A 23,840-nucleotide genomic window follows, 5' to 3' on the forward strand; every position below is an offset into this window, starting at 1 on the left:
CACGTTAATTAGAGTTTTGTGTGCCATTTTTATGACGGTCGTAGTACTGGCACTTGGGCATCTGGGTGTGATTTGGAGTGTAGGAACAAATGTCAGAATTTTCCTGTTTGGCAGGAAAAGGTTTTTTTGGCGGGGGGTCAGGAAGATGGCAGTTGGCGGGACGCGGAGCGTCCCAGGAGGCGTTCCCACGCAGAGCGTGGGAACAATCCATTCAACCCAGGCGTGCCGCCGCCCGCGCAACAATCTCCCCACGCACCCTGCGCGATTCTGCCGTGCGTTTGTTGGCTTCCTCCAGCACGTGCCTGGGCGCCGTATCCGGGCGGCCCGCGTCGAACGGCGGGGCCGGCGCATATTCGATTTGCAGTTGCACCAATTGCGCCGCCGCTTCGCTGTACAGCTCCGCCGCCAGGGTCAGCGCAAAGTCGATCCCCGCCGTAATTCCACCCCCGGTAAACAGGTTGCCGTCACGTACCACGCGCGCCTGTACCGGGATGGCGCCCAATGGCGCGAGCAAGTCGTGATAGGCCCAGTGCGTGGTGGCTTTACGACCGCGCAGCAAACCCGCCGCGCCCAGCACCAGCGAACCGGTACACACTGAGGTCATGTAGCGCACGGTTTGCGCCTGGGCCTTGAGGAAGTCCAGCGTGGAGGGATCCTCCATGAGCGCGCCGACACCGGCACCGCCGGGCACGCAAAGAACGTCCAGCTTCGGGCAGTCGGCATAGGTGATGGTCGGCGTGAACACCAGCCCGGTGCTGGAGGTGATCGGCGCCAGGTCTTGCCAGACCAGGTGCAGTTTCACGTCCGGCAGCGAACCGAGCACGTCATAGGGGCCGGTAAGGTCCAGTTGCTGGATGCCGGGAAATAGCAGGAAGCCGATGTGCAAGGTCATGAATGAAACTCCAATCAAGGGGGTGGACGGCTTCACTGTAGAGGCCTAGGCTTTGGCGCATACGCCATTGAGCCCACAAATCACGCCAATCATGCCCCGACTCATTCATGTGCTCGCTTTTGATAATGCCCAGGTGCTCGATGTCACCGGGCCTCTGCAGGTGTTCGCCTCGGCCAACGACCTGGCTCGCCAGCGCAGTTTGCCCGCGCCCTATGCGGTGAATGTGGTCGCTGACCAGGCCAAACCGGTGATGACCTCGGCAGGCCTGGCGCTGGTGGCCGAGCCGCTGCCCGCCGTCGATCAGCCGTGTGACACCTTGGTGATCGCCGGTGGCTGGGGCGTCTACGGTGCCGCCGAAGACCCGGCGCTGGTGCACTGGGTACGCGAGAAATCCCGGCACACTCGGCGCATGGCCTCGGTCTGCACCGGTGCTTTTCTGCTGGCCGCCAGTGGCCTGCTCGACGGATGCCGCGTGGCTACGCACTGGACGCGCTGTGAGGAACTGGCGCGCAAGTTTCCGGCGCTGACGGTGGAGGCCAATCCGATCTTTATCCAGCAAGGCACGCTGTGGACCTCGGCCGGCGTGACTGCCGGTATCGACCTGTGCCTGGCCTTGGTGGAGGAGGACCTGGGCCGCGCCGTCGCCCTGGACGTAGCGCGCCAATTGGTGGTGTTTCTCAAGCGTCCCGGCGGGCAATCTCAATTCAGCGTGACCTTGTCCTTGCAAAAAAGCGACAGCCGCTTTGCCGAGTTACACGCCTGGATCGCCGACAACCTGACGTTGGACCTGAGTATTTCCACCCTGGCCGCCCAGGCTGGCATGAGCGAGCGCAGCTTTGTGCGCCACTACCGAGCCGAAACCGGCCAGACCCCGGCGCGGGCCGTGGAGCTGATTCGGGTCGAAAGCGCACGACGGCAATTGGCGGACAGCAGCATTGCGATCAAACGCATCGCCGTGCACTGCGGGTTTGGCTGTGAAGAGACCTTGCGGCGCAGTTTCCTGCGGGCCTTGTCGGTAACGCCTCAGGCCTATCGCGAGCGGTTTTCACCGGTGTAGCAACTCCAGCAGCGCCGCCAGGGTGGTCTCGGGCGCTTCCTGGGGAATATTGTGGCCTACGCCGGGCAACACCTGGCGTCGATAAAAACCGCTGAAATGCCCGACATCGTCGTCCTCTTCCGGGGGCGGCCCCACGCCGTCATCGGCACCGCACAGGGAAATGCTCGGCACCGAAATCGGTGGTTGCAGCGCCAATGCCTGCTCGATGAATTCCAGCCCAGGGTCCCCCGGCGCATACCCGAAGCGGTGGCGGTAGGAGTGGATCACCACCGCGACGAAATCCGGGTTATCGAACGATGGCGCGGTGTGCCCATACAGGCTCGGCCCGCGCGCCCACGACGGTGACCACAACGCCCACAACAGCTGGCACAGTTCGCGGCGGTTGGCGGTCAGGCCGTCCACGCCGCGCTGGGTGTGAAAGTAATACTGGTACCACAACCGATGCTCTGTGGCAGGCGCCCGTGGCTTGGGAGACTTGGCGATGTCCTGAATGTTGTAGCCGTCTGCGCTCACCAACCCGCGCACCCGCTCTGGCCACAGCGCCGCGACGATACACGCGGCGCGCCCACCCCAGTCATAACCGGCGAGCGTGGCGCAGGGAATGGCCAGCGCATCCATGAAGTCCAGCAAGTCCTTGGCCAGCGCTGCCTGCTGACCGGAACGCATGACTTGATCGTTGATAAAACGCGTAGGCCCATAGCCGCGCAGGTACGGCACCAGCACCCGGTAGCCACGCTGCGCCAGTACTGGCGCGATTTCGTCGTAGCTGCGCGGGTCGTAGGGAAAGCCATGCAGCAGGATGACGGGCTCGCCATGGACAGGGCCGTGGGTTTCGTAAGCCACATCGAGCATGGACGTGCGCACATACAGCAGCGGGGCAGGTGGCCTCAGGGTTGCCATACGGTTTTCTCTCCACTGAGCTTACGGTCCAGAAACGTCGCCGCACTGATCAGCGCCAAATGGCTCAAGGCCTGGGGGGTGTTGCCCAGGTGCCGGGCCTGGCTGTCGAACTCTTCGGCGTACAACCCCAGCGGGTTGGCGTAGCGCAGCAACTGTTCGAATTCCAGATGAGCCTTTTCCACTTGCCCGGCGCGGGCCAGGCATTCGACGTACCAGAACGAACACGCGGTAAACGCGCCTTCGGTGCCTTGCAGCCCGTCGATCTGGCTGTCGTCGTTGCGGTAACGGTAGACCATGCCGTCGCGTACCAGGCTTTTCTCGATCGCCTCCAGTGTCGACAGCCAGCGTGGATCAGTCGCGGCAACGAAGCGCACCAGCGGCATCAACAGCATCGAGCCGTCAAGGGCGGTGCTGCCGATGTGCTGCACGAAATGTCCACGTTCCTCGTTCCAGAAGTTGCTCCAGATATCTGCATAGATGGCCTGGCGCGTCTGGTCCCAACGCGCGAACGGCGCCGGTAGTGAACGCTTGGAGGCCAGGCGGATCGCACGGTCCAGGGCCACCCAGCACATCAGGCGCGAGTGCAGGAAGTGATGCTGCTCGCCGCGCATTTCCCAGATGCCGACGTCTTTCCGGTTCCAGATTTCGCAGACCTGGTCGACCACTTCCACGGTGTGTTTCCAACCTTGGTGGGAAATCGCTTCGCCGTATTTATTGACCAGGTACACCGCGTCCATCAGTTCGCCGTAGATATCCAGCTGGATCTGGTCGAACGCTTCATTGCCCACGCGCACCGGCTGGGCTCCACCATGACCACGCAAGTGGTCCAGTGTGGTTTCCGGCAGTTCCTGGCGGCCATCAATGCCGTACAGGATGTTGATCTTGGTGGTTTGGCCGCAGCAGTCGCTGACCCGGCCTCTGAGCCAGCGCATATAGGCATTGGCTTCCTCGATGAACCCCAGGCGCATGAAGGCGTAGACGGTAAAGGAGGCGTCGCGGATCCAGGTGTAGCGGTAGTCCCAGTTGCGCTCGCCGCCAGGGCTTTCCGGCAGGCCGAAGGTAGCGGCGGCGATGATTGCGCCCTGTTTGCGCGAGGTCAGCAGCTTCAGCGTCAAGGCCGAGCGGTTGACCATTTCACGCCAGCGCCCACGGTAGTTCGATTGGCTGATCCAGCCGCGCCAGAACTTCAGGGTGCGTTGCAGGTAGAGGTCGGTGCAGGCGTTCGTCACGCGTGGATCGTCCTGGCCGCCGAGGACGAATTCGGCGCTTTCGTCCTGGGCCAGGCTGAAGCGGGCCACCGCCACATTCTTGTCCAGCGTCAGCGCGTGGCTGCCGGCCAGGCGCAGGCCAGGCTGGCCGTCAGCGCTGAACACTACGCCGGTATCGCAGGCTGTGGCGTGCGTGTGGGCGCGGGCATAGTCATGGCGCACGGCGCAGCGCAGGTGGAATGTGGCTGTGCCGCTGACCACCCGCACGCGGCGGATCAAGAGCGGCAGGTCGTCGACCTCTTCACTGACGGCCAGCAAATCGGTGACTTCCACCACCGCCGCATCGCTCAGCCAACGGGTCTGCAACACATTGGTGTCGGGCAGGTAAATCTGCTCGCGGCGCGCATTGGGCAGGTCCGGGGTGAGCTGGAAGGTGCCGGCGTCGGGTGTGTCGAGCAACGCACAGAAAATCGACGGGCTGTCGAATTCCGGCCAGCAGAAAAAATCGATGCTGCCCTGGTCATTCACCAACGCCGCGCTGCGCATGTCGCCAATGATGCCGTGCGCATCGATGGGGCTTTGTGGCTCGTTCTTCAAATCAACCATTGCCACGAAACTCCGGATAAAGGCTCATGCCCCCATCGATGAACAGCGTGCTGCCGACCACATAATCGGACGCGTCGCTGGCCAGCCACACCACCGCGTTCGCTACGTCCTCCACATCGCCGACCCGGCCGTAGGGAATCAACTTGAGCAGCTCTTTTTGCGCCGCGCCTTCGGTGGCCGCACGGTTGATTGCCGTGCGAATCGCGCCCGGCGCAATCCCGTTGATCCGAATGCGCTGCTCGCTGACTTCCTGGGCGAGGGTGCGCATCAGCATCTCCACGCCGCCCTTGGACGCTGCGTAATTCGCATGCCCGGCCCAGGGAATCAATTGGTGCACCGAGCTCATATGAATGATCTTGCCGGCCGCGCGGGACACGCCAGCGCGCACGCCTTGCCGGTTGAAAATACGCACGGCGGCGCGTGCGCAGAGAAATTGGCCGGTGAGGTTGACGCCGATCACGGTGTTCCAGTCGTCGAGGCTCATGTCGACCAGGTTGGCGTCTTTTTGCAGCCCGGAGTTGGCCACGAGGATATCCAGGTGGCCGAAGGCATCGAGGGTCTGGGCGAACAGGCGTTCGACGTCGGCTTCTTTCGATACATCGCCACCGATGGCAATCGCCCGGCCGCCGTTGGCGTTGATCTGCGCGGCGAGGGCTTCGGCCGGTGCCGCCTGGGAGTTGTAGTTAAGTACGACGGCCGCGCCGGCTTCGGCCAACGCCTTGGCGGCGCCCGCGCCGATGCCGGAGCTGGCACCGGTGATCAGGGCCACTTGTTGCTGCAAGGAAATCTGCATCGCCCACCCGCTGTTTAATGAGAGTCTTTTGTGCTGACTGATGCGCGGTGATGGAAGTTCAGCACGCCGCTGTGCATTTGAAAGGGTCACGGACCAATGCAACTGTAATTTCTGACAGTAGACGCGTCTTTATCCTCAAGTGAACCTACGAGCGTTGACGTGCCCGGGGATGGATGTCATGGACATAAGGCGGTGGGCGTGCTGGCAGGGCCCCAGGGGAATTTCCTGATTCGCTCTTCGTTACGCAAGACCTCCTTCCTACCCCTAGTTGGATGTTTTCAACACGTCGAGGAACCGATTGCCATCGCTCTGCCACACAGCAAAGGCCTGCTGGTGCAGACCTGCGCCACGATTCACCCATCGTTGGCAAGGCTGCGGCAGCAAGGTATCGCCCTAAATCAGCACTGGAGTACCCCATGTCGGTATCCGCATCCAATCAAGCGTTCGCCTCATCAACTGACAACCTGACGCAGACCCGCGCAAACGCCCAACCCAGCCCCGTGGCCAAGGCTGCGGGCGCGGCGGGCCCGAGTTTCGAGCAGTCGGCGAGTCAGTCCGGCCCGGTTTTCGACAGCGCAGCGCAGTCGCGCAAACCAGGCTTCAATCCAGGCCCGCCCCCACGTCCCAACCCCACACTGCCGGATCCTCTTTACGGAAAACAGAGCAACGAGCTGTTGGCCCAGGGGCTATTGAATAAATACGACAAGTTCAAACCCTGGTACGCACCGACCGTCACGCCTGAGCATATAAATAATATGGCAGGTCGACCCTTGACCGGGTTTTCGAAGGTGGACGAGAACATCAGGCTTGCCAGGGAACTGCTCAAGCGCCCGGGCCTGATGCAGGCCCTCGATCGAAATGATGGGACGGGGGCTCTGGATAAATCCCTGTCTAAACAAGACATCAGCAAATTCATTCTTTCGTCGAACCCACTCAAGCTTCAAGACGACAGGCAACTTGCCCAGAATGTCTTGAATAACTTCAACGCGTTGAAAGGGCCATGGTGGAGCGCCGATAGAAACGCCATCGACGTCAACACCTTCGCAAAGTTTGCGTCGCGTCCGCTTTATGGTCATGGACCCACCGACAGCATTACCCAGCTATCGCGAGAAGTCATGGCGCGTTCGGAGTTGAAGGGCTCGATGGATAACGTCTTCGGGTTCCTTCGCGATGGCAAGATCACCCGGGACGACCTGTATCGGCTCTTGCGCTAATACCTGGCCCAATGCGTCGCATCGGTTGGTAGACACTTGGCCAGGAAATCGCTCCGTAGTGATGCTGGAACCATTTGCAAGTATTTACCACGAAGAAAGCATCCATTGGTGTGACCCATGGATGCCTTCGTTTACTGGAACAGGTAATGGCCTATGAATTCGACATCATTTGAACCTCGCCAATCTCACTCCCAGTACGCTGTTGCAAACCTGCCCGCTCCGGCAACTACGCTACACGGCCTGGGCTCATCTCAAGCAAAGGGGCTCAATCTCACGTCGTCACCCAAGTTCAGTTTCAAGGCGCCTACGACTGAAGACTTCGACAGGGGCTCGCGAGCCGTAGAGGACGGGCCGGCGCCTCGGTCAGCAGTGTCATTGCTCGAAGCGCTGTGGAGCAAATTGTCACGCCGTCAATGACAGTCAACCCACTGACGTCGCTGGCTGGTCACAAATGTTCAAGGTTTACCGGGAGCAGGCTGGCGGCTTGCCGGAACCATTATTTTTAGGTTGCCACATATTCGATACTTGCCTCGCGCTGACCGTCACAGCGCTTTTGAAGACGGAGCACTCGAGGTCCAAGTAATGCAATCTAAATAAGGTGGGAATCAACATGACTAACGGGATAAATACTTCAGGCTCTGGATTACCGCAGCTGCAGAATTGGACTGCCGGTGCGAATCAGGCGCCTGCTCCAGCCGGTGGTGGTTACGCGCGGCTCAGCGTCGTGGACAAGGCGTTGGGAACCCAGCAGCCGCTCGGAACGACCTCGAGTTTTGCCCCCAACAGCTTGATGGTCAATGGCGCCAGCCGGCATTTTGACGGCCAAGGGTTGTATGGCGGAATGTCAAATGTGGGAAATCCCTATATCAGTTCGGACGACCGCCTGCTGGCGACAGATCTGAATAACAACTTTTCCATGCTGGATAAGTTCAAGAAAGACGGCCACCTGACCCAGAGCGGACTGCAACAAATTGCTGCTGAAGACGTGCACAAAAGCAGCGTCTCTGAACGCACCATCATGTTGGTCAGGGAGATACTCAATCGCCCCAGGCTCAACGAGGCGATTCTAGTCGACGGCGGTAAAATCACGCCTGAAAGCCTGGCCAATGCATCTGACCTGGTCGTTGGCAACACCAACCCCAATACCCAAAGTGTGGATCCATTCCATTCGAAAACCAATGCACAAGTCGTGCAAGCGTTCAGGGGCATGTTTGATCAACTGCGGGATAAATCCGAAGACTACACCTTCTTTTTCGAGAAGCACCGATACGTCAAGACAGACACACTGATCGAAATGAGCAAAGATCCTGACGAGACCGACAAGAACGGTAATGTCGTACGGGACCCGGCGACGGGGTTCCCCAAGAAAAAATACAGCGAGCAGCAGGTATACGTCGCCAAGAACATTGTTGAGCGACCAGGATTGCTCGACTCCCTGGACAGCAACAAAGCGAACGGCACCAACATTTTTGGGAGCCACAACATTGATGGCTGGCTGAAGAACTACAGCATCGATCGATGGTTGGAAAACGATAAGAAAGAAAAGGGTAACTGAAGGCGTCGCAGGTATGAGCGGGGTGGCAAATCAGGCCGCTCATACCGGCGAGCGTTTATACACGCACTATCTTGCCGCTGATCGCCACCGCTGCCAGCAACCCACCGATCAGCAGGAACGCGGTTGCCACGCTGCTGGCATGGGCAATGAACCCGATCACTGCCGGCCCGGCCAATATGCCCGCATAGCCCAGCGTGGTGATGGCGGGCACGGCAATATGTTCCGGCATCACCTTCTGTTTGCCCACGGCGGTATAAAGCACCGGGACGATATTGGAGCAGCCGGCGCCCACCAGCGCATACCCAAGCAGCGCCATTTCCCAGGCGGGGGACAGCGTGGCCAGGAACACACCGGCCGCTGCCAACGTGCCACCGGCCACGATCACCCAGGTAGCGCCCAGGCGCCGCACAATCACGTCACCGGTCAAGCGCCCGGCGGTCATGGTCAGGGCGAATGCCGCGTAGCCGAGGCCTGCATAAGCTTCGTCCAGGCCGCGTTCGGCACTGAGGAACACCGCGCTCCAGTCCAGTACTGCGCCTTCGGCCAGGAAAACGATGAAACACAAGCAGCCGATAAACAGCACCACGCCATGAGGAATGGCAAACGCCGGCCCTGAGCTTTCACTGCCATAGGGGAGCAGATGCGGCCTGGCCTTGAGCAGTGCCACTGCCATGATGACGATCACCACCAGGGTTGCCTGCAGCGGCGACAAGCCCAGCCCCAGCAAGCCGGAGACCCCGGCCGCACCGACGATCCCACCCAGGCTGAACAACCCGTGGAAGCCCGACATCATGGTTTTCCCGCTGGCGCGTTCAACGATCACCGCTTGCAGGTTGACCGTCGAATCCACCGTGCCCAGCCCTGCGCCAAACAGGAACAACCCCGCCATCAGCAGCGGAATCGAACTGACGGTGGCCAGCATCGGCAGCGCCAGGCAAATCAAGACCGTGCCGGCGGTCAACACACGCCGGCAGCCAAAGCGTGACGCCAACACCCCGGCCACGGGCATGGCGAGGATCGATCCTACCCCCAGGCACAATAGCAACAGGCCAAGTGTGCCTTCGTTGAGTTGCGCGCGCGCCTTGGCGTACGGCACCAGCGGTGCCCAGGCCGCGATGCCGAAGCCAGCGATGAAAAAAGCGATACGGGTCGACATTTGCTCCAGCCGCCCGGGAACCACGGGGGCGGAAGTGGGGATGGCAGTCATGAATAATCCTTGGTGTTGCGTTCAACGAACGATGTCCGGCGTGACATCCTTGCACATCAGGCCTCGTCGGGCGAGCCGGGTTCCCTTGGGATTAGCGAGCGGCCCGTGACGGTATTTCCAACCTGAAGGTGTCGCGTGTGTAGAAGTGGGCGTTCTGTAATACGCTGTTGCTCTCTCTTTCAGGCTACCGACAAACAGACCGATGATTTTTTTCAGGCAGCTTACAGCGTGACTCGGTTCTATGACGCGCGCGGCAATATCTATGGGGTAGTCAGCCCCGATTATTTACGTCGCCGGGGTGTTGACCTGCCCGACAGCGCCGACCTCGCCGCGAGTGCGCGCCAGGCATGGAGCGCATCGGCCATCGCCGCCGAATGCGGGTGGGGATCGGTGTCGCCGGCGCCCGGTGCCAAGGCTCATCGCTGCGACGGGTTGCTGGTTGGGCCGTTTCAGGCTGCGCCACCTTTCGATCTATTGATCGTCAATACTGACGGCAGCCTCGCCGAGCGCAGTGGCAACGGGTTAACCATCTTTGCCCAGGCATTGACCGACCAAGGCGTTATGTCAGAAGGCTGCGAGTTGCGGGTGCATCACGATAAAGCGGATGCAGTTTCCCCGATGGTCACGCGGGTGGAGCCTGCGGGGTACCAGCAGGTCGAGGGCTTTTGGCTGGATCTGGGGCAACCGGGTTTCGGCCCATCGGCAGCCGGTGCGGGAGTGGATAGCGGTGTGGCGCAGCAGGGTGAGTTCAGTCACGTGGCCGCGTTGGCGGCGATAGACCCGCAATGGGATAGAAGCCAGTTCGTGCGGGTGGGCAATCCCCATTGCGTAACACTTGTCGAGCAGATGGCGGCATTGCCCACCTATCTCGCCATGCATCAACCTGCACTGTTTGAGCGATTGCAAGCGATCGCCTTCGCTCCGCCTGTGGGCAGCGGTCGTCCCTGTGTCGCGGGGGTCAATTTGCAATGGGCCGCGCGTGCGTCGGGTAATCAGGTAATCGCGCGGGTGTTCGAGCGCGGCGAAGGGCCTACTGCGTCTTCGGGTACCAGCGCCAGCGCGGTGGCCTGTGCGGCATGGCGAGCAGGTTGGGTCGGCGCCGGGGAAGTGGCGGTGGTGATGCCGGGCGGCACGGCGCCAGTACGTCTGCGGGTTGAAGCTGAAACATTGTCGAGCGTCAGTCTTTTCGGGACCGCGCATTCACTGGCGTAAGCAAATTTTCATGGTGATGTGGGTCAGCTATTTCCTTAATGGATAGTTCTATTTGGAAGTGTCGAAGTAAGAATTTTCTTATTGTTGATAATTTGTTTATTAAACGAATTTCTTATTTTGTAAAAGATACTTCCAACCTCGTCGTACGAAACTTCTTTTTTATTTTCCAAGGGCCGAATTTTCCCTGAGATCGCTAAGCTTCAGGGCGTTCAGGCGCTTTTTCTCGGCCAGTATTCGGCAGTCAACGAGGAGAGCTTTTAATCAGCGAGTTATTGATTGGCGGGTAACAATGGATGGTTGACGCGTTTGTTTCGTCACGTTTCAAATTAATGATTCACGGCGTCACTGCCCACTTGCAGGTACTTGCTTTCAAAGGCAGTGAGTGTCTTGATCAACCGTATTTCATTCAGGTGAAATTCGTCAGCGAAAGCCCTGACCTGGATCTAGAGGCGTTGCTTCATCAGCCGGTCTATCTGTACCTGGGCGAAACGGAGCAAGGCCTGCACGGGTTGGTCTATACCATCGGCCGCGATGCTCCGGGTGCCCGGCTCACCCGTTATCACCTTACCCTCGCGCCCCGCCTGGCCTGCCTTGCCCATCGCCGCGACCAGCGGGTTTTCCAGCAGCGTAGCGTGCCGCAGATGATTGCCAGCGTTCTTGAACAGCACGGCATTCTGGCAGATGCCTACGCCTTCGAGCTCGGCCCGGTGGTTTATCCGCCTCGGCTCTTTTGCGTGCAGTATGCGGAAACGGATCTGCACTTCATCCAGCGCCTGTGCGAGGAGGAGGGTATCCATTACCACTTCCGCCATAGTGTCGATGCTCATCTGCTGGTGTTTGGGGATGATCAAACCGTATTTCAGCGCCTGCCAATGCAGCGATACTGCTCGACGATCGATCCGCTGGCCGCAACGAAGGGTATTCACCGCTTCGATGTACGCCTGCAAACCCGCAGCCGGCGAACGGTGCGCCGCGACCATGACTTCGAACACCCGTCGCTGCGGTTGCAGGATACCGCCGGCGGTGTACCGGACGCGACGCTTGAAGACTACCGTTACCCAGCCGGTTTCACCGGCCATGCACGGGGGGCGCAACTGGCGCGTCGCAGCCTGGAGCGACATCAATCCGACCGCCATTGCGCGTCAGGCAAGAGCGACCAGCCCCTGTTGCGCAGTGGCCATTTTCTTGAGTTGCAGGGCCACCCGGATACGGTCTGCAACGACCTGTGGTTGCTCACCTCGGTGCGTCACGAAGGCTATCAGCCGCAGGTGCTGGAGGAAGCGGCAGCCGATACGGACACCTTCGTCGGGTATCGCAACCGCTTCACTGCGACCCCCTGGCGTGCGGTGCATCGACCCCAGCTCAAACATCCCAAGCCGTCCATCAACGGCAGCCAGACGGCGACTGTTACAGGGCCTGCGGATGAAGAGGTGCACTGCGATGCCTATGGTCGAGTGAAGGTGCGGTTTCATTGGGATCGCCTGGACCAGACGGATGACAAGAGCAGCTGTTGGGTAAGGGTTGCCTCCGGGTGGGCCGGTGCCGGGTTTGGCGCCATGATGATTCCACGGGTGGGCATGGAGGTGTTGGTGACCTTTCTGGAGGGCGACCCGGACCAGCCTTTGATCAACGGTTGCCTGCCCAATGCATCGCACATGCCGGCCTATTCCCTGCCGCAGCACCAGACCCGCAGCGTGTTGCGCAGTCGCAGTGTCCCCGGGGGGCGGGCAGCAACGAGCTGCATCTTGAAGACCGCCGTGGCGAGGAGCTGATCTACCTGCGAGCCCAGCGTGACCTGGAGCAGCAGGTGGGCCATGACAGCCGTTTGGAAGTGTCTGGTGAGCGCAGTGAAATCATCCGAGGCTTGAGCACGGTGCGTCTTGAGAGCGGAGAGCAGCGCCACATCACGGGAGACCGCAGTGTTGCGCTGACGGCAAACGACCATCTGGCCGTGCAAGGCGACAGCCACACCCAGGTGACACAGGTGATGGTGATCGAAGCCGGTCAACAGATTCACCTGAAGGCGGGTGCCAGCCTTGTCATCGATGCAGGCGCGCAGTTGAGTTTCAAGGCAGGCGGCGAGCATTTGCAGATTCAGGCCGGCGGGATTTTCAGCAGCCGGCCAATCACTGTCGGTGGCGCGCCATCCGCTACACGGTCGGCCAGCCCTTCCTCTGTTGCGGGCGCTCCCGAGGCTTCCGTTGTGCAAGGCCTCATCATGGACATGGCCCGCCAACTGGACGCGGATTTTTGCCCCGTATGCGAGCGTTGTCGCGAAGGTCAATGCGATTTCGCCGGGAGGGCCGCATGATGCAAGACGTGCCTTATCAATGGATGGCGCAGCAGCAACAGGCGGGGCGTCGTTTATGCCTCATGCTCGAAGCAAATAATGAGAACTGCCAGTCGCTGATGGCGGCTCGCGACCCCTCGCAGTATTGCCCGCTCTATGGAGAAACAGCGGCAGCCGAACTGGCGAGCAAGGGCCCCGTGATCCTGATATTGGAGCAGATAAGGGAGCCTGCGCTGGCCAATCATCTGCAAAACCCGGAGGCAAACCGGGGGTGGCTGGGCAGTTTACCCAGCGACGACCTGGTCGCTGTGACCCGACATTGGCGGGAGCGACTACTGGTCGGGCCAGAAGGCAAAAAGGCCCTGTACCGTTTCCACGACAACCGCACCCTGGCCCGTGCCCTTGCATATCTGCCGGCAGAGCAATGGCCCATCTACCTGGGCCCGCTGACCAGCGTGTGTTACTGGCATGAAGGCCGCTGGTGCAGCCGCGACAATCCCGCGCCGGGCGAGTATCCGGTGCCCGATCCCGCGCCCTGGTTGCAGGCGCCCAACCCTCAGGCCGCGACCATTCTGCAGGCCAATATCCTGCGCTACCTGCTGGTCGAGCACAGTGAAGACCTGGCTGCTCTGGTGGAGTTTCACGACCCCAGGATCTGGCTGGCCCAAGTATTGGAGCAGGCCCGAAGCTGGCAATGGCGTTCGCCTGAGCAACTTGAGTTTCTGGTGGTGGGCCGGTTGGAAGAGGCGACTCGGGGCAGTGCCATTCGGTGGCAGCCGTTGGAGGGGGAGGCACCGGGACAGCATTTTGAGCGTGTGCTGGAGCAGTGGCGCAAGGAGGCGCTCAAGGATGAGTAGGTGGATGGGACGTGCATTGCTGGCTGTTGGAATGATGTGGCTTACGGGGTGTGCGGGGAAGGCGACGGATAGCTTTACGCTGGAGGTGGATTTGCCGGCGGGGTTTGCCGTGGTAGGGGACGCTTCATATGCACCCGCATCAGGCGAAGTCTGCAAACTGCCTGGAAGAAATGGCAGGCGTCCTGAGCTCAAAATATTCAAGGCTGCCAGCAAACCCGTCGCCAACAGGGTCAGTTTTGAAGTGCCATTCACGGAGCAAGTAAATGGCTGCCCTTTAGTATTGCGCCGCCTCGTTTTCGCAATTAATGCCAGTTGGGGGCAGCGTTGGTCGGACATCGGAAGGGATTATGCCGTCATCTATTTCCACGATAGCTGGGAACCTGGAATGCCTTTGATGCCTGAGACGGGAGTCCAGGAGCTTCCTGGGCGATGCCAGTGGTTGTTTCGTACCGCTGGCCCTAAGCACGCCATTCTTAAAATCCTTTGGTGCAAATCACTGGATGCTGCTGGAAAACTCAAGAGGGCCCGGCCTGGCGGGCATGTGCACCGTGACGGATTGTCCGGGAAGACGTTAAGAATGGTATTGGCATTTACAGAGGAAGAAGAACCGGCTGTGGCTGATAACTGGGTAAAGGTTGCGGGTGGCTGGAGGCGTTGCAGGGGCGAAAGCGAGGAGGATCTATTCGCGTTTTGTCGCGGGAATATAGTCGACTTCAAGCGTTTCAAAATGCCAGATGGCCGCCTATGCGACGTTTATCCAGCGTGTAATTAATAATGGAGAAACCTCATGAAACAGAATGCATGGACGCGACAGTTTTTTAACGACAGGATGCCTGCCTGCCCGTTGCACGGCGATTGGTTGTCCTTTTGCCTGGTAGATGAAACGGGGAACGGCAAGGCCTATGGCGGCCTGCCTTACACTCTCCTGGACAGTGCAGGGCAGCAATATAAAGGGCGTTTGGATGGGAGCGGGTTTGCCAAGCTAGAGGGTATTTATTGTGGCCCGGTAATCCTTTTGATGGACGAGCCTTATTCGGGAGGGGACGCGCCTTACCGCCGGCTTATGTCGCGGCCTAATTACGCGTTACCCATTACGGAGCTTCAAGTACGCGCAGAGCAAACATGTTTTCAGAACAAGGATGGTCAGCGTGTCGAAAATAACCCGGCACGGCAAAAAGCAGATCGTTTTCATCAGGTGGAGGTAAGCGATCTGGTTCGGTACAAAGCCCACTTACCTCCGCCGTCGTCTGAAGCTCGCCGTCCCACGCACAATACGCTCAGGCTGATGGCGGACCTGGGGTTCGGTCCTCCGGAATCCTTATTCAAGGGGTTGGCGCTATTGCCGAACCAATTTACGGCATTGGAGATACGTCCTCTACGAGCGCTACGGCCGATCATTTCCACGGATGATCAGTTTTGTGCATTGAACCTTTACCAGCTGGCGCTTATGGCTACATTGAGTTACTGCGAATTTGGCCAGGATCCTCCAACGGGAGGTGGGGATACGGTCAGTTTCCCGCTGAATCCTAGTATAGGAAACGTGTTTGTAGAGCAATTGTCGTGTTATCGGGAGGCTTGGAAGTTCGACTCAGAACAAGTGCAGCGGTTTTATCCATTGTATGAAGACGTCGCCTACTCCCGTCGCTTTGAGATTTTGCCCTTTGATCCTCTTTTGTATGAGCGCAATCAACCGCCTGGTGAGCATCCGGAGCGTATACATTTTTTTAACGACGTTGAATCCGGCACTGACACTCAAGCTTTCATCTGTCATCACGATGAGGTTGTACTTATAGCTGTGCGTGGTACGGCCAGTGGCACAGATGCTTTGCGGGATGCAGATGCTCATCAAGTCCCTTTCGTCGAAGGTGCAGGTAAAGCTCATCGAGGTTTTTACCAAGGATTTAAGGCCCTGTATCATTTTGTCCTGGATTACCTTTCGCGATACCACATTGATCAACGCGTGGTCATCTGCGGCCACAGCCTCGGCGGCGCGATTGCCTTGCTACTCGCTGAAGGGCTGCGCCGCATCCCGGACGCCAGCTACAACACCCTGCTCTACACCTACGGTGCGCCCCGCGCCGCCGATTCCGAATTCACCGCAGGCGCCCGCGCCCTGGTCCATCACCGAATCGTCAACCACAATGATCCCGTCCCCAGTGTGCCGGCGCCGTGGATGAACACCACTGCCAAACTCTGGGTGCCAGGCGCCGTCACCTTATTCAGTGCCCCCACCGCCGGCGGCTTGTTGTTTGCCGCTGGCTTGGTACGCGTCGGTGGGAGTGCCTACCAGCACCACGGTGAACAGCAGCACTTCATGCCGATTAGGCTTGCCGATGGCACGCACGCTTCGGTGTTGTGGAAACCTGGCTGTGAGTCGATCCAGGAGGCTGGTTGTAATCGAGCGTTGCAGTTACACGGCGACATGCCTGACCGCGACAACCTGTTGCGGCAACTGTTCCAGGCCAACCAGCACTTCATGACCGCCAGCTATATTCCTGCAGCCTGGGCGACATTACGGCGCTGGCAGCAAACCCTGGAGAGTCAGGGGCCTCTGGTGACCGCGAGGGAATTCGAGCTGGTGGATAGCGCGCTCGAAGACATGCGCGAGCAGTTGAGGGCCAAACGCCGCGAGCTTGCCCGATTGCGTCCGGCCAATGACCGTAGCCATGAGCATAACGATGCCTTGAACGCCGAGATCGACCGTTTGCACACTAGTCGCGAGCGCCTGGCCAGCCTGCGCTGGCGCCGCCTCGATGCGCGCGATGTGTACGGTAGCCATGCCCACGGCGCCAACCTGCAACTGGGTCTCAAACGCTGGTTCACTCACCGGGAAAACTGCGCCTTGTCCCAGGTAGCCAGTGTTCCGTCACCCCTCCACAGCGACCGGGGAAAAGCGCAAATACTGGACATCGACGCGATCGTCTAGCTCAGTGCATTACACAAACTCCACCTGCGCCGGCTGACGTTTCATCAGCACCTTGCCGTTGCGGATCGAATACAACGGCAGGCCCTGGCTGCGAATCACCTCATAGTCACTGTCTGCCGAGAGCACCAGTAGGTTGGCCGGTCGACCGGGTTCCAGGCCGTACCGGTCGCCCAGGGCCATGGCCTTGGCGCTGTTGTCGGTGACCAGGTCCAGGGCGTTCTGCAGGTTGCGGTAGCCGAGCATATGGCAGATGTGCAAGCCGGCTTCCAATACGCGCAGGATGTTGCCGTTGCCCAAGGGGTACCAGGGGTCGACGATGGAGTCCTGGCCGAAACATACGTTCATGCCAGCTTCGAGCAGTTCGTTAACGCGTGTGACCCCCCGGCGTTTGGGGAAGCTGTCAAAGCGGCCTTGCAAGTGGATACTTTCGGTGGGGCAGGAGACGAAGCTGATGCCGGAGTGACCCAGCAGGCGAAACAGTTTGGCGCAGTAGGCGTTGTCGTAGGAGCCCATGGCGGTGGTGTGGCTGGCGGTGACGCGAGCGCCCATGTCGCGGCTGCGTGCTTCCTCGGCCAGCACTTCGAGAAAGCGTGAGTGCGGGTCGTCGGTTTCGTCGCAGTGGACATCCACCAGGCAGCCGGTGCGTTCGGCCAGGTCCATGAGGAACTTCACCGAACTCACCCCTTGATCGCGGGTGTACTCGAAGTGGGGGATGCCGCCGATGACGTCGGCACCTAGGCGAATGGCTTCTTCCATCAACTCACGGCCATTGCGGAAAGACTCGATGCCTTCCTGGGGAAAGGCAACGATTTGCAGGTCGATCAGGTGCGAGCTTTCTTCGCGCACTTGCAGCATGGCTTTGAGCGCGGTGAGGTCCGGGTCGGTCACGTCGACGTGGGTGCGCACATGCTGGATACCGTGGGCGGCGAGGGCCTGGATGGTTTTTTTGGCGCGGGTTTTGGTGTCCTCCTCCGTGATGGTGGCTTTGCGTTCCCCCCAGCATTCGATGCCTTCGAACAGGGTGCCACTCATGTTCCAGCGTGGTTCGCCGGCGGTGAGAGTGGCATCCAGGTGAATGTGCGGTTCGACGAAGGGCGGGATCACCAGATTGCCGGCGGCATCCAGGTCGCCAGTCATTAAGGTCGGTATGCTTGTTTGTGCAGTGATGCTGGCGATCCGGCCATGTTCCAGGTGCAGATCATGCAGGCCTTCACGGTTGCGCAGGCGGGCATTGATGATGTGCATGGGCAAGTTCCTCTTGGCTAAATTCAATCAGGCGGCCATCAGGTTACCATTGGCAGTGGTCAGGCTCATGCCGGGGCGTCTGCCAGAGGTTCGCGCACGCGCAGTAAAGCGATGAGCAGCATGTAGGTGAGCGACGCGGCAGCGATCCCCACCAGCGGTGCAACCCAGGGTGAGTTGAACGCCAACAGCGTGCCCACCGCGTACCCCGCCAGTCCGGGCCAATTGAACGCGGGCAGGCGGGCATCCGCCAGGCGTGGGTACTGGCCGCGATAACGGTAGAAGAAGTCTGCCATGATCACCCCGCCAATCGGCGGGATCACCGTGCCCAACAGAATCAGGTACGGCACGAGCATGTCGTACATGCCCAGCAAGGCGAGCAGGGTGCCGATCACTGCACCGGCCAGGGTCACGGTTTTGCGCCGCTGGGTGCGCAGCAGGTTGCAGCCGGCGACGGCGAAGTTGTAGATGGTGTTGTCCTGAGTGCTCCAGATATTGAGCAGCAGCATGGCCATCGCCGCCATGGCGAAACCCTGCAGCAGCAAGACTTCCACTACGTCCGGCTGCTGATAAACGATGGCGCCATAGGCTCCGATCAACACCATCAAGCCGTTGCCGATAAAAAAGCCGATCAGGCTGGCCAGTACCGCGACCTTGGCCGAGCGAGAAAACCGCGTCCAGTTGGTGGCCTGGGTCGCGCCGCTGACAAAGGTGCCGAACACCAGGGTGATCGCGGTGGACAGGTCCAGCTCGGCGGTCGGCACCACCGCCAGCAGGCCGTCCAGCCCGCCAACCTTTACAGTCGCGACCCACATCGACAGCACCAGCAAAATGCCCATGGCGGGCACCGCGATGTAAGACAGGATTTCCAGCCCGCGATACCCCACGTATGCCGTGGCACAGAACACCAGGCCAAACACCACCATCAATGCCAGCACGCTGCCCTGGCTCAGCTCGAAATACTTGCCCAGTACCACGGCGGCCGTGGCGGTGCCCCAGGCATACCAGCCAATCTGGGTGAAACCGAGGATCAGGTCACTGAGCTTGCTGCCGATTTCACCAAAGCAGAAACGCCCCATCAATACCGAGTTCAAACCACTTCTGAAGGCGATGTAGCCCAGGCCCGCGGCGTAGATACCCAGCAGCAGGTTACCCAGGGCCACAACGCCGAGCATGTCGGTAAAGCTGAACGCCACCCCCAACTTGCCGCCGGCAAACATGGTCGCCGTAAAAAACGTGAACCCCAGCAGCACCATGGCCGTGGAGGCCAGGCCCTTGCGCGCATGCAGGGGCACTTCGCTGAGCGGGTAATCGTTACCGGATTCTTGCTGGGTCATGTGCCTTGCTCCCTGGATAATGACGCAGGCCTGTTGCACCGTGCGTGCCAAAACGGCGGCGCGGGTGCATGCACCCTGGGGCGCCCGGTAGTTATAGCCAAACGCAGGGAAGTCGCCAGCGCAAGGGGAACTGCTGGCCCATCAAGCGCGAAAGCGGTGCAGCCGTGATACAAATTGGATCAGTGGATGGCAGGCGTAAAAAAACCACGCGCAGGTGGTTTTTCCAACAGTCCAGGGCTTACTCGCCGCGATAGATACATCCGCTGGTGCACGTCTCATGGATGCGAATCGCGCTGAGTTCCGGCAGCAAGGGTTTCAATTCAGTCCAGATCCACTTGGCCAGCACTTCGCTGGTGGGGTTTTCCAGGCCGGGGATGTCGTTGAGGTAGTTGTGGTCGAGACGCTCGTAGAGCGGCTTGAAAATCGCCTTGATTTCCGAGAAGTCGCGAATCCAGCCGGTATGGGGATCCAGGTCGCCGCTCAAGTGGATCGCCACCTTGAACGAATGCCCGTGCAGGCGTCCGCATTTATGGCCGTCGGGGACGTGGGGCAGGCGGTGGGCGGATTCGAACGTAAACTCTTTGAAGATTTCCACGGTATTTTCAGCTCGGTCAGGTATCTGGCAGGCGGCGAGTTTAACAGCTTGACCCGTCGCCGCGCATACCGCTGGGTCAAAGTGCTTGCAAACGCTCGCCCAGTCCACCGTTGTCCGCCAGCTGCAGAAACTCGTCGCCCAACCGCCGACTCTCGCTCATTGCCGTCTGCCAGTATTTGTTGCGACTTTTGTCGTCGCCCATGAAGCGCTTGAAGTCGCTACGGTCCGGCAATTTGCCGTGAGGCAGACGGGCCAGGTAGTCCCTGGACGGTGCCAGCAGCAAGACATTCTGCAAACCCTGTGGATTGCTGCGCCGCCATGGCAGGCCTTTGTCGAACCAGCCGGGAATGACCCGGTCGGTAAAGTGCGGGTACAACACGATATCGTCGCCGCAGTAGGGCAGGTCGAGGTGGTAGTCCAACAAGCCGCCGTCGCGGTAGGTTCCGGCGCCCGCACCGGGCAAGTCGCGTACGCCCTGCATCACCATGGGAATCGAGCCGGACGCCAGCAGCGCCTGGCGCAGGTTGGCCATTTCCAGTGCAAGGAAGCGCGACGGAAAATCCTTCAGCGGGTGCACCGGGGGCGCCTGGCGGGGGTCGTGGACGATCAGGCGTTCGAAATGCCGCGACAACCGTGCACGGCCGCGCAGGTTATCGGCGATCACCGAGGAGAGGCCCAGGCCCAGCCGGCCTCGGTGGTCATCGGCGAGCAAGCCGTGGCTTTTCACCACCATGATGTTCAGGCGGTAGTCGGGGTTGTCCAGCACCTGTGCATCGCGGCCAGCCAGCAGGTCGTCGAGCATACGCTCGCAGCTCTGGCTGACTTCGGTCATGGTCACGCCTTTGGCAAAACGCTGTTCGTTATACAGGCGGCCCAGGTCGAGCAAGCCTTGCACCGGGTCGGGCAGGCAAGCGCTGGCAAATCGCCAGGAACCGATGGACGCACCGATCAGCGCGCGCTCCCGAGGCGCACGCGCCAGCCAGTCGCCGAACAGCGCCAGGTCAAGGCCCTGAATGCCCAGGGCCTTGGGTCCGCCGGCCGCGCCGGGAAGGATGCCTACGTCAGCAGGCGCAAGGCCTTGCTCACGAATACGGGCGAAGGCGCGCGTGCCGGCCTTGAGCGTCAGCGCGGGGAATTTGATGTGAATGGCGGTCATACACGTCTCGGGCAGGGGCGAGGGTGCTCGCGAAAAACGTTAACGATAATGGTTGTATCCAGAGTAAACAGTATGGCGTGGGAGATCGAAGCGAAATTGCCATGGTGGCAATTCAGTTTCAGTTAAGTTGCCGCGCGTACCGTGATCAGGTGTAGGAAAAACATCCTGAAACGGAGACTCATCATGAAGCGCCTTACAGCGCTGGTCGCCGCCGGTATCATTGCATCCTCGATCACGCAGGGCTGGGCAATGGACCCCGACAAACCGCTGAAATTGCCTGGCACTGTTACCATTGTCGCCTTCGATCAGCTTGAAGCCACGGCCCTGGCCTTGCATCCGGGCTCCACCTTGCTGGGCACTGACCTGGACGAGGAGTACGGCAAGTACGTCTACCAGGTCGAACTGGAAGATGCCCATGGCCTTGAGTGGGACGTTGAATTGGATGCGCTCACCGGGCACGTTCTCAAGAATCATCAGGACACGTAATGACGCTATATCGACGCGCCGGTAGTCTGGTGCTGCTGGCGCTCCTGGCCTTTTGCTCAAGCCTGGCTGCTCGCGACCTCAATCAGGATGAAGCCTTGGCGCTGCGCCAGCAGGGGGTGATCCTGCCGCTGGAGGACCTGTTGCATACGGCCATGTCACGCTACCCTGGAGCCCGGCTGCTGGAGGCGGAGCTGGAGAAAAAGCACGGCGAATATGCCTATGAAGTGGAACTGGTGACCACCGAAGGCGTGGTGCGCGAAATCAAGCTCGACGCAACCAACGGTACATTGATCAAAGATAAGGAAGACTGATGCGCCTGCTCCTGGTGGAAGACAACGTCCCGCTGGCCGATGAGCTGCTGGCCGGCCTGCAGCGCCAAGGCTATGCGGTCGACTGGCTGGCCGATGGGCGCGACGCGGCGTACCAGGGTCGCAGCGAACCCTATGACCTGATTATCCTCGACCTTGGCCTGCCGGGTTTGCCGGGGCTGGAGGTGCTGGCGCAGTGGCGCGCGGCAGCCCTGGCTACGCCGGTGCTGGTGCTGACGGCGCGTGATTCCTGGGCCGAACGTATCGAAGGGCTCAAGGCCGGCGCCGATGATTACCTGAGCAAGCCGTTTCACCCCGAAGAACTGCATCTGCGCATTCAGGCGCTGTTACGAAGGTCTCACGGGCATGCCAACCAACCGACCCTGCAAGCCGCTGGCCTGCACCTGGACGAAGGCCGCCAGTGCGTGCTGCGCGACGGTGACGAGATCCAGCTCACGGCCGCCGAGTTCCGCCTGTTGCGTTATTTCATGCTGCACCCCGAACAGATCCTGTCGAAAAGCCATCTGGCAGAGCATCTTTATGACGGCGAGACCGAGCGCGACTCCAACGTGCTGGAAGTCCACGTCAATCATCTGCGCCGCAAGCTGGGGCGCAGCGTGATCGAAACCCGGCGCGGCCAGGGTTACCGGTTTGGCGCCAGCCCTGCATGAAATCGATCCAGCGGCGCTTGAGCCTGGGATTGATCAGCGTGCTGGTGATCGTCGGCGTGGTGCTGGCGCAAACCAGCCTGTGGCTGTTCGAAGCCGGTTTGCAGCGTTATCTGGAGGCCGGCCTGCGCAACGACAGCGAAAACCTGCTGGTGGCGCTGGTGCGCGGGCCCAACGGCGTACAGTTGGATGAGCATCGCCTGTCGCCCGCCTATCAACGCCCCTTCTCGGGGCATTACTTCCGCATCGATTTTGCCGAAACTCACTGGCGCTCCCGCTCCTTGTGGGACCAGGAACTGCCGACGCTCCCCGAGGCCGGACTCAAGGGCAACCTGCAACTGGGGCCTGAAGGCCAGAAACTGCTGGTATTGCGCTCCGACTACAAACGCTTCGGCCTGCCGATCTCCATCAGCGTGGCGCAGGACTACACGCCGGTACGGGAAAGCTTTCGCCTGATGCGCCAGATCGGCCTGGTACTGGGGCTGGCGGCATTGCTGGTGGTGCTGGTATTGCAACGGATCACCGTGCGCCGCGCCTTGCGCCCGTTGGAAACTGCGCGCAATCAGATTGCTCAGTTGCAGCAGGGCCAGCGTTCGCAACTGGACACCCAGGTGCCGCTGGAGCTGGAGCCGCTGGTGGCGCAGATCAACCATTTGCTGGCACACACCGAAGACAGCCTCAAGCGCTCGCGCAATGCCCTGGGCAACCTGGGGCACGCGCTGAAAACCCCATTGGCGGTGATGTTGAGTGCGGCGTCGAGCGAGGCACTCAGGGATCAGCCGCAGTTGAGCAAGTTGTTGCGCGATCAGCTTGAGCAGGTGCAGCAGCGCCTCAACCGCGAGCTCAATCGCGCGCGCCTGGCTGGCGAAACCCTGCCGGGGGCGTTGTTCGACTGTGAAAAAGAACTGCCGGGGCTGTTGGCCACCCTGAACATGATCCACGGCGAACACCTGGACCTGCGCTACCACGTCGCCCCCGGCCTGCAACTGCCCTGGGACCGTGAAGATTTGCTCGAGTTGCTCGGCAACCTGCTGGACAACGCCTGCAAATGGGCGGATGCCGAAGTACGACTGAGCGTGAGTGAGACGCCGCACAGCTACCTGCTGGCCGTCGAAGACGATGGCCCCGGCATTCCCGAGACCCAGCGTGACCAAGTGTTCAGCCGTGGCGCACGCCTGGATGAGCAGGTCGACGGCCACGGTCTGGGGCTGGGCATCGTGCGCGATATCGTCGAGGTGTGGGGCGGGACGTTGCAGTTGCAGGAAAGCGAGTTGGGCGGGCTCAAAGCGTTGATCGAATTGCCCAGGCGGTAGTGCCGATTTAAAAATGTG

The 23,840-nt window shown here is 60.4% G+C and carries 20 protein-coding genes and 1 pseudogene; 12 read left to right on the forward strand and 9 right to left on the reverse strand.

Annotation, left to right across the window (positions count from 1 at the left end):
- Positions 1 to 211 precede the first annotated feature (211 nt).
- A complete protein-coding gene (locus tag C4J88_RS09205) occupies positions 212 to 892 on the reverse strand; it encodes a DJ-1/PfpI family protein (protein ID WP_124406796.1) in 681 nt (226 codons plus the stop codon).
- A gap of 91 nt (positions 893 to 983) precedes the next feature.
- On the opposite strand from C4J88_RS09205, the gene C4J88_RS09210 reads away from it, so the two are divergent.
- Positions 984 to 1,949, forward strand: coding sequence for a GlxA family transcriptional regulator (locus C4J88_RS09210; RefSeq protein ID WP_124406797.1), 966 nt, complete (start codon positions 984 to 986; stop codon positions 1,947 to 1,949).
- Here the strand turns inward: C4J88_RS09210 and C4J88_RS09215 are convergent.
- Genes C4J88_RS09215 through C4J88_RS09225 form a run of 3 tightly spaced genes read right to left on the reverse strand, consistent with a single transcriptional unit; the run spans position 1,938 to position 5,456 of the window.
- A complete protein-coding gene (locus C4J88_RS09215) occupies positions 1,938 to 2,849 on the reverse strand; it encodes an alpha/beta fold hydrolase (protein ID WP_124406798.1) in 912 nt (303 codons plus the stop codon). The two genes, C4J88_RS09210 and C4J88_RS09215, sit on opposite strands and share 12 nt — an antisense overlap.
- Entirely contained in the window at positions 2,837 to 4,663 is a 1,827-nt protein-coding gene (locus C4J88_RS09220; protein ID WP_124406799.1) for a glycoside hydrolase family 15 protein, read from the reverse strand. The genes C4J88_RS09215 and C4J88_RS09220 overlap by 13 nt, the downstream gene beginning before the upstream one ends.
- Positions 4,656 to 5,456, reverse strand: a complete 801-nt coding sequence (locus C4J88_RS09225) for a glucose 1-dehydrogenase (RefSeq protein ID WP_124406800.1) — start codon at positions 5,454 to 5,456, stop codon at positions 4,656 to 4,658. The genes C4J88_RS09220 and C4J88_RS09225 overlap by 8 nt, the downstream gene beginning before the upstream one ends.
- 416 nt (positions 5,457 to 5,872) lie before the next feature.
- On the opposite strand from C4J88_RS09225, the gene C4J88_RS27670 reads away from it, so the two are divergent.
- Entirely contained in the window at positions 5,873 to 6,670 is a 798-nt protein-coding gene (locus C4J88_RS27670) for a hypothetical protein (RefSeq protein ID WP_256659104.1), read from the forward strand.
- A 610-nt stretch (positions 6,671 to 7,280) separates the two neighbouring features.
- Positions 7,281 to 8,225 carry a hypothetical protein gene (locus C4J88_RS09240; protein ID WP_256659105.1) on the forward strand — a complete coding sequence of 315 codons (945 nt, stop codon included), beginning with the start codon at positions 7,281 to 7,283 and terminating at the stop codon, positions 8,223 to 8,225.
- A gap of 55 nt (positions 8,226 to 8,280) precedes the next feature.
- On the opposite strand, the gene C4J88_RS09245 is transcribed toward C4J88_RS09240, so the two are convergent.
- Positions 8,281 to 9,432 (reverse strand): MFS transporter, encoded by a 1,152-nt coding sequence (locus C4J88_RS09245; protein ID WP_124406801.1) that lies wholly within the window; start codon positions 9,430 to 9,432, stop codon positions 8,281 to 8,283.
- 228 nt (positions 9,433 to 9,660) lie between these two features.
- On the opposite strand from C4J88_RS09245, the gene C4J88_RS09250 reads away from it, so the two are divergent.
- The 5 genes and pseudogenes from C4J88_RS09250 to C4J88_RS09270 all read left to right on the forward strand — a co-directional run bounded on the left by C4J88_RS09250 (position 9,661) and on the right by C4J88_RS09270 (position 16,717).
- Positions 9,661 to 10,644 (forward strand): diaminopimelate epimerase, encoded by a 984-nt coding sequence (locus C4J88_RS09250; RefSeq protein ID WP_124406802.1) that lies wholly within the window; start codon positions 9,661 to 9,663, stop codon positions 10,642 to 10,644.
- 293 nt (positions 10,645 to 10,937) lie between these two features.
- Positions 10,938 to 12,955: pseudogene (gene tssI / locus C4J88_RS09255) on the forward strand (type VI secretion system tip protein TssI/VgrG).
- A complete protein-coding gene (locus C4J88_RS09260; RefSeq protein ID WP_124408604.1) occupies positions 12,955 to 13,791 on the forward strand; it encodes a DUF4123 domain-containing protein in 837 nt (278 codons plus the stop codon). The pseudogene tssI and the gene C4J88_RS09260 overlap by 1 nt, the downstream one beginning before the upstream one ends.
- Positions 13,784 to 14,563, forward strand: coding sequence for a hypothetical protein (locus tag C4J88_RS09265; protein WP_124406803.1), 780 nt, complete (start codon positions 13,784 to 13,786; stop codon positions 14,561 to 14,563). The genes C4J88_RS09260 and C4J88_RS09265 overlap by 8 nt, the downstream gene beginning before the upstream one ends.
- A gap of 15 nt (positions 14,564 to 14,578) precedes the next feature.
- Positions 14,579 to 16,717: a lipase family protein gene (locus C4J88_RS09270; protein ID WP_124406804.1), complete on the forward strand. Its 2,139-nt coding sequence runs from the start codon at positions 14,579 to 14,581 to the stop codon at positions 16,715 to 16,717.
- 9 nt (positions 16,718 to 16,726) lie between these two features.
- Here C4J88_RS09270 and codA read toward each other — a convergent pair whose 3' ends face one another.
- The 4 genes from codA to C4J88_RS09290 all read right to left on the reverse strand — a co-directional run bounded on the left by codA (position 16,727) and on the right by C4J88_RS09290 (position 21,047).
- Positions 16,727 to 17,962, reverse strand: coding sequence for a cytosine deaminase (gene codA, locus C4J88_RS09275; protein ID WP_124366529.1), 1,236 nt, complete (start codon positions 17,960 to 17,962; stop codon positions 16,727 to 16,729).
- 65 nt (positions 17,963 to 18,027) lie between these two features.
- Positions 18,028 to 19,296, reverse strand: a complete 1,269-nt coding sequence (gene codB, locus C4J88_RS09280) for a cytosine permease (RefSeq protein ID WP_124406805.1) — start codon at positions 19,294 to 19,296, stop codon at positions 18,028 to 18,030.
- 238 nt (positions 19,297 to 19,534) lie between these two features.
- Positions 19,535 to 19,891: a 6-carboxytetrahydropterin synthase QueD gene (queD, locus tag C4J88_RS09285; protein WP_017736453.1), complete on the reverse strand. Its 357-nt coding sequence runs from the start codon at positions 19,889 to 19,891 to the stop codon at positions 19,535 to 19,537.
- Positions 19,892 to 19,967: 76 nt separating this feature from the next.
- Positions 19,968 to 21,047, reverse strand: a complete 1,080-nt coding sequence (locus C4J88_RS09290) for a patatin-like phospholipase family protein (protein WP_124406806.1) — start codon at positions 21,045 to 21,047, stop codon at positions 19,968 to 19,970.
- 183 nt (positions 21,048 to 21,230) lie between these two features.
- On the opposite strand from C4J88_RS09290, the gene C4J88_RS09295 reads away from it, so the two are divergent.
- From C4J88_RS09295 to C4J88_RS09310, 4 genes are read left to right on the forward strand one after another with little or no spacing between them, the layout of a single operon-like run.
- Positions 21,231 to 21,533, forward strand: a complete 303-nt coding sequence (locus C4J88_RS09295; RefSeq protein WP_124362102.1) for a PepSY domain-containing protein — start codon at positions 21,231 to 21,233, stop codon at positions 21,531 to 21,533.
- Positions 21,533 to 21,844 carry a PepSY domain-containing protein gene (locus C4J88_RS09300; protein WP_124362103.1) on the forward strand — a complete coding sequence of 104 codons (312 nt, stop codon included), beginning with the start codon at positions 21,533 to 21,535 and terminating at the stop codon, positions 21,842 to 21,844. Before C4J88_RS09295 ends, C4J88_RS09300 begins: the two co-directional genes overlap by 1 nt.
- Positions 21,844 to 22,512 carry a response regulator transcription factor gene (locus tag C4J88_RS09305; RefSeq protein ID WP_124370264.1) on the forward strand — a complete coding sequence of 223 codons (669 nt, stop codon included), beginning with the start codon at positions 21,844 to 21,846 and terminating at the stop codon, positions 22,510 to 22,512. Before C4J88_RS09300 ends, C4J88_RS09305 begins: the two co-directional genes overlap by 1 nt.
- The gene (locus C4J88_RS09310; protein WP_124406807.1) at positions 22,509 to 23,822 is read left to right on the forward strand and encodes a sensor histidine kinase; all 1,314 of its coding nucleotides are present in this window, start codon (positions 22,509 to 22,511) and stop codon (positions 23,820 to 23,822) included. Before C4J88_RS09305 ends, C4J88_RS09310 begins: the two co-directional genes overlap by 4 nt.
- Positions 23,823 to 23,840: the final 18 nt, after the last annotated feature.

This window comes from Pseudomonas sp. R4-39-08, from assembly GCF_003852275.1.
Classification (GTDB): Bacteria; Pseudomonadota; Gammaproteobacteria; order Pseudomonadales; family Pseudomonadaceae; genus Aquipseudomonas.

Excerpts from the sequence above, each read along its gene's own strand:
- C4J88_RS09300 (WP_124362103.1), top strand. The coding sequence starts at position 21,533 with ATGACGCTATATCGACGCGCCGGTAGTCTGGTGCTGCTGGCGCTCCTG.
- C4J88_RS09205 (WP_124406796.1), bottom strand. The coding sequence starts at position 892 with ATGACCTTGCACATCGGCTTCCTGCTATTTCCCGGCATCCAGCAACTG.
- C4J88_RS09220 (WP_124406799.1), bottom strand. The coding sequence starts at position 4,663 with ATGGTTGATTTGAAGAACGAGCCACAAAGCCCCATCGATGCGCACGGC.
- C4J88_RS09210 (WP_124406797.1), top strand. The coding sequence starts at position 984 with ATGCCCCGACTCATTCATGTGCTCGCTTTTGATAATGCCCAGGTGCTC.
- C4J88_RS09245 (WP_124406801.1), bottom strand. The coding sequence starts at position 9,432 with ATGACTGCCATCCCCACTTCCGCCCCCGTGGTTCCCGGGCGGCTGGAG.
- C4J88_RS09270 (WP_124406804.1), top strand. The coding sequence starts at position 14,579 with ATGAAACAGAATGCATGGACGCGACAGTTTTTTAACGACAGGATGCCT.
- C4J88_RS09215 (WP_124406798.1), bottom strand. The coding sequence starts at position 2,849 with ATGGCAACCCTGAGGCCACCTGCCCCGCTGCTGTATGTGCGCACGTCC.
- C4J88_RS09290 (WP_124406806.1), bottom strand. The coding sequence starts at position 21,047 with ATGACCGCCATTCACATCAAATTCCCCGCGCTGACGCTCAAGGCCGGC.
- codA (WP_124366529.1), bottom strand. The coding sequence starts at position 17,962 with ATGCACATCATCAATGCCCGCCTGCGCAACCGTGAAGGCCTGCATGAT.
- C4J88_RS09225 (WP_124406800.1), bottom strand. The coding sequence starts at position 5,456 with ATGCAGATTTCCTTGCAGCAACAAGTGGCCCTGATCACCGGTGCCAGC.
- C4J88_RS09240 (WP_256659105.1), top strand. The coding sequence starts at position 7,281 with ATGACTAACGGGATAAATACTTCAGGCTCTGGATTACCGCAGCTGCAG.
- C4J88_RS09260 (WP_124408604.1), top strand. The coding sequence starts at position 12,955 with ATGCAAGACGTGCCTTATCAATGGATGGCGCAGCAGCAACAGGCGGGG.
- C4J88_RS27670 (WP_256659104.1), top strand. The coding sequence starts at position 5,873 with ATGTCGGTATCCGCATCCAATCAAGCGTTCGCCTCATCAACTGACAAC.
- C4J88_RS09265 (WP_124406803.1), top strand. The coding sequence starts at position 13,784 with ATGAGTAGGTGGATGGGACGTGCATTGCTGGCTGTTGGAATGATGTGG.
- C4J88_RS09310 (WP_124406807.1), top strand. The coding sequence starts at position 22,509 with ATGAAATCGATCCAGCGGCGCTTGAGCCTGGGATTGATCAGCGTGCTG.
- C4J88_RS09305 (WP_124370264.1), top strand. The coding sequence starts at position 21,844 with ATGCGCCTGCTCCTGGTGGAAGACAACGTCCCGCTGGCCGATGAGCTG.
- C4J88_RS09295 (WP_124362102.1), top strand. The coding sequence starts at position 21,231 with ATGAAGCGCCTTACAGCGCTGGTCGCCGCCGGTATCATTGCATCCTCG.
- codB (WP_124406805.1), bottom strand. The coding sequence starts at position 19,296 with ATGACCCAGCAAGAATCCGGTAACGATTACCCGCTCAGCGAAGTGCCC.